Raw genomic sequence first — 4,655 nt, forward strand, 5'->3', positions numbered from 1 at the left:
TGGTTGTTTCCTATACATCTTTTAAATTGACGCTATATACGGTATTCCCTAAAATTGCGCGTCATTTTATTTTTTCTCGTTTCGCGACGAGTGGAACCCTCAAGAGTAGATAGACATGAAAAGAACTTTTCAACCAAGCGTACTGAAGCGTAAGCGTACCCACGGATTCCGTGCTCGTATGGCCACCAAGAATGGTCGTGCCGTTCTGGCTCGTCGTCGTTCCAAGGGCCGTAAGCGCCTGGCAGCCTGATCTTTCAGGGCCTGCCAATGAACTTCGGATTCAGCCCGAGTTTAAGGCTGCTGAAGTCATCTGAGTTCAAACGGGTTTTCGATAAGGCAGATGTTAAGGTTTCCGACAAGAACATTTTGATACTGGCCCGAGAGAACCAGCTGGATATTCCCCGGCTTGGTTTGATCATCGCCAAGAAAAATGTTCGCACCGCGGTATCCAGGAACAGGATTAAACGGGTTATTCGTGAGACATTCCGCCACAGTCAGCACAGCCTTCAGGGACTGGACTACGTTGTTCTGGCACGAAAAGGCCTGGGCGAACTCGATAACAGGCAACTACACAGCCTGCTCGGTAAGCAGTGGTTACGCGCTCAAAAAAAGTCAGGTGCCCGCTCAAGGCTTAAAAACTCTGACAGAGCCCGCCCCCCTGTTGATTAACACTCCTCAGGGGATCGCCAACAGGAGCAGAACATGATGAATCCCATACGTTCGATCGTTCTGTTACTGATTAGAGGATACCAATATGGAGTCAGCCCTCTAATGGCGAACCACTGCCGCTTTTACCCCTCCTGCTCCTCCTATGCCATGGAAGCCATTACCACACACGGCCTCCTCAAAGGCGGATATCTCTCATGCCTGCGTTTACTGCGCTGCAACCCCTGGAATCACGGGGGGTACGACCCTGTGCCCGGCAGTCAGACACATAAGGTATTGAAACAGGCGGACCCGGACACCCCCAACCGTTTCGATGGCCACTAAATCATGGATTTGCAACGTTCCCTCTTAATCGCGGGTCTGGTTGTTGTCGGCTACCTGATGGTGCTGCAATGGAACCAGGACTATAACCAGCCGCCGGCTGTGAGTCAGGTCGCCACCCAGCTCCCTGCCAGCAACAACCCAGACGTCCCTGTCGCACATTCTGCATCTGCTACTACTGATGCTCCTGCTCTGCCAAATGCTCCACAGGCACCAGCCCCAGCAGAAACCCACGCACAACTGGTAACCATTACCACGGATGCCTTGATTCTGACGATTGATACCCGTGGCGGTGATATTGTTCGAGCAGAGCTTCCCAAGTTCCCACGGGTGAAAGGTGAACCAGATCCGTTCACCCTGCTGGAAAACAGCACCAACCGCCTGTTTGTCGCCCAAAGTGGCCTGATCGGCCCTAACGGTCCAGACCGCCTGGGCAAACCTGTTTACAGCGTGGAGAAGACTTCATACAGCCTCGGTAACAACGAGTCCATGAATGTCGATCTGTCCATGAAGACTGAAGACGGTGTGGATATCACCAAACGCTTCACTCTGACCAAGGGCAGCTACCAGGTGGGTGTGGATTACATTGTTCGCAACGCTGGTGACAGTAACTGGAGCGGTAACTTCTACGCCCAGCTGAAGCGTGATAACTCTGCCGACCCAAGCCAGGAGATGAGCAAGTCTTCCGGTATGCGCACCTATCTGGGTGGCGCGGTTCGCAGCAACGCCAAGACTTACGACAAGCGCGCTTTCGACAAATTCAGCTCCGATCCTTTCAATGAGAGTGTTGCAGGTGGTTACGCTGCTGTTGTTCAGCACTACTTTGTGACAGCGTGGGTTCCCAAGCAGGATCAGACCAACAAGTTCCAGACGCGCGTGTTCAATGGAGACAATATCCTGAGCGTGGTTGAACCTCAGGTAACTGTAGCGCCAGGTCAGACTGCACAGATGGGCGCAACACTGTACGCAGGCCCCAAGAACCAGAAGGTTCTGGGTCAGCTGGCACAAGGTCTGGATCTGACTATCGACTACGGCATCCTGTGGTGGTTTGCGAAGCCTCTGTTCCTGCTGCTGAGCTTCCTGCACTCTGTGATTGGTAACTGGGGCTTCAGCATCATCGCCCTGACCATGATCGTGAAAGGCCTGTTCTTCCCGCTGTCTGCGGCCAGCTATCGCTCTATGGCGAAGATGCGCAAAGTCTCTCCAAAGATGCAGGCGCTGAAGGAGAAACATGGCGACGACCGTCAGGCCCTCTCTCAGGACATGATGAAGCTGTACAAGGAAGAGAAGGTCAACCCAATGGGTGGCTGTCTGCCAATCCTTGTTCAGATGCCAGTGTTCATCGCCCTGTACTGGGTGCTGTTGGAATCTGTTGAGCTGCGTCAGGCACCATGGCTGGGCTGGATTCAGGATCTGTCCCAGATGGACCCTTACTTCATCCTGCCACTGATTATGGGTGCGTCCATGTTCGCACAGCAGCTGCTGTCTCCAACGCCTCCAGACCCCATGCAGGCGAAAGTGATGAAGCTGATGCCAGTGATCTTCACCTTCTTCTTCCTGTGGTTCCCGGCCGGTCTGGTACTGTACTGGGTCACTAACAACCTGTTGTCTATCACTCAGCAGTGGTATGTGACCAAGAAGATTGAAGCCGAAGGGTAACCTTTTTATAAGCTTCTCCAAAAAGCGCCCCCCCAAAAGCGAGCCCGAGTGGCTCGCTTTTTTTGTGCTCTTCTTTAGACTACCGGCCTTTCCAGTTCGAATTCAGATTGGCCATGACCACACCTCAAGCGTCCCAACAGCAAGAAACCATCGTTGCTCAGGCCACAGCTCCCGGCAGGGGCAGTGTGGGCATCGTACGGGTATCCGGCCCCAAGGCAGGGGAGATTGCCAGAGCCCTGTTAAAGCAGGATCTCAACCCACGCTATGCCCACTACCTGCCATTTTTCGATCGTAACGGCACTGTGATCGATGAAGGGCTGGCGCTCTATTTTCCCGGCCCTAACTCTTTTACCGGGGAAGATGTGCTGGAGCTTCAGGGGCACGGCGGCCCGGTCATTCTTGATCTGCTGCAGAAGGAGATCACCTCCCATGGTATTCGTCTGGCTCGCCCCGGCGAGTTCTCCGAGCGCGCCTTTTTGAACGATAAGCTCGATCTGGCACAGGCTGAAGCCATTGCCGACCTGATTGACAGCTCTTCCGAAGAAGCCGCCCGCAGTGCTGTACGCTCCTTGCAGGGAGCTTTCTCCAAACGTGTGAATGAATTGGTGGAGGAACTTATCCACCTGCGTATCTATGTAGAAGCGGCTATCGACTTCCCGGAAGAGGAGATCGATTTCCTTTCCGACGGCAAGGTTCGGGGGGATCTGGATGGTGTTATAGACAAGTTATCCACAGTCTTCGCGGAGGCTCGTCAGGGTTCTCTGGTGCGGGATGGAATGACTGTGGTTATCGCCGGACGCCCGAATGCCGGTAAATCCAGCCTTTTGAATGCCTTATCTGGCAGAGACAGTGCCATTGTGACTGATATTGCCGGCACCACCCGGGATGTGCTTCGTGAACATATCCACATTGATGGTATGCCACTGCATATTATCGATACCGCCGGTTTGCGGGACAGTGATGATGTTGTGGAACAAATTGGTGTGAAGCGTGCCTTTGATGAAATAGCACAGGCAGACCTGGTTCTTTTGATGGTGGATAGCACAACCACCGCAGCCACGAATCCCCACCATATCTGGCCCGAGTTTGTGGATCGTTTACCGGCTGGGGAAAAGATTACCGTAATCCGTAACAAGGTGGATCTCTCTGAAGAAGTTGCCGGTGTCACAGAAGGGGAGTTTCCGGTCATTCGCCTTTGTGCCCGCACGGGAAAAGGTGTGGATAACCTGCGCCAGCACTTGAAAACACTGATGGGTTACACGGGGACAACTGAAGGCAGCTTCAGCGCTCGTCGTCGTCATATTGAAGCTTTGGAGCAGGCTCGAGCTTGCTTAAATCAGGGTAAAGAGCAACTCATGGGGATGGGGGCCGGTGAACTTTTGGCTGAGGATCTTCGGCAGGCTCAGCAGGCTTTGGGGGAGATTACTGGAGAGTTCTCCAGTGATGATCTTTTGGGGCGTATATTTTCCAGCTTCTGTATTGGTAAGTGACGCTTAACAGACATGCCCTCACTGTGGGGGCATGTCTGTTAAGCGTCCGGTAACTCACTTCATTATTTCGGAGCAAGGTTCGCAGTCACCAAAAATGTATCGTAGCGTGGCACACCATTATTCATTCCACACACACGTTTTTCCTCCACAACCTCAAGGCCATAATCGTCCTTGAGCCGTTTTCTTGCCAGTGGGCTTGCCAGCACTTTCTGCGTGAGTGTCCCAAGAGGCGGTCGGATGCCGCATTCTCTGAGCCGCTTCACCTCATTATCTACTTTTGTCTTGATGTCATCTGGAAGGCTCTCCGCCTTCCTGTCCTCATACATTAATTTCTGCAGAACACTCATATCCTCTGGCAGAGTGACCTGGCGCAGCTCAAGTTCGCTGTGTATCGCACCAAGATATTCCCGCCCCTGGTGACTTTTCAGGCAGGTAGCCCTTTTCCTAAAGGAATGGTCGGCCTGACAGGTGAACAGCCCCGCAGACGCGGCTATAGCACGACGGACATTATCATCAAGT

Annotated in this window: 6 protein-coding genes; 5 read left to right on the top strand and 1 reads right to left on the bottom strand. The window is 53.1% G+C overall.

The features are described from left to right. Positions 1–115: 115 nt before the first annotated feature. The 5 genes from rpmH to mnmE all read left to right on the top strand — a co-directional run bounded on the left by rpmH (position 116) and on the right by mnmE (position 4,136). Positions 116–250, top strand: coding sequence for a 50S ribosomal protein L34 (gene rpmH, locus E1189_RS02910; protein WP_155158554.1), 135 nt, complete (start codon positions 116–118; stop codon positions 248–250). Between the two features lie 17 nt (positions 251–267). Then, positions 268–669 carry a ribonuclease P protein component gene (gene rnpA / locus E1189_RS02915; protein ID WP_155158555.1) on the top strand — a complete coding sequence of 134 codons (402 nt, stop codon included), beginning with the start codon at positions 268–270 and terminating at the stop codon, positions 667–669. A gap of 36 nt (positions 670–705) precedes the next feature. Beyond that, positions 706–990 carry a membrane protein insertion efficiency factor YidD gene (gene yidD, locus E1189_RS02920; RefSeq protein ID WP_155158559.1) on the top strand — a complete coding sequence of 95 codons (285 nt, stop codon included), beginning with the start codon at positions 706–708 and terminating at the stop codon, positions 988–990. 3 nt (positions 991–993) lie between these two features. Then, positions 994–2,646 carry a membrane protein insertase YidC gene (yidC, locus tag E1189_RS02925; protein ID WP_155158556.1) on the top strand — a complete coding sequence of 551 codons (1,653 nt, stop codon included), beginning with the start codon at positions 994–996 and terminating at the stop codon, positions 2,644–2,646. Positions 2,647–2,759: 113 nt separating this feature from the next. Further along, entirely contained in the window at positions 2,760–4,136 is a 1,377-nt protein-coding gene (gene mnmE, locus E1189_RS02930) for a tRNA uridine-5-carboxymethylaminomethyl(34) synthesis GTPase MnmE (protein WP_155158557.1), read from the top strand. A 62-nt stretch (positions 4,137–4,198) separates the two neighbouring features. Here the strand turns inward: mnmE and E1189_RS25115 are convergent. Next, positions 4,199–4,655 (bottom strand): hypothetical protein (locus E1189_RS25115; RefSeq protein WP_230460090.1); only part of this gene is annotated, 457 nt, incomplete at its 5' end.

The organism is Parendozoicomonas verongulae (assembly GCF_009711465.1).
In the GTDB taxonomy this organism is placed as follows: domain Bacteria; phylum Pseudomonadota; class Gammaproteobacteria; order Pseudomonadales; family Endozoicomonadaceae; genus Sansalvadorimonas; species Sansalvadorimonas verongulae.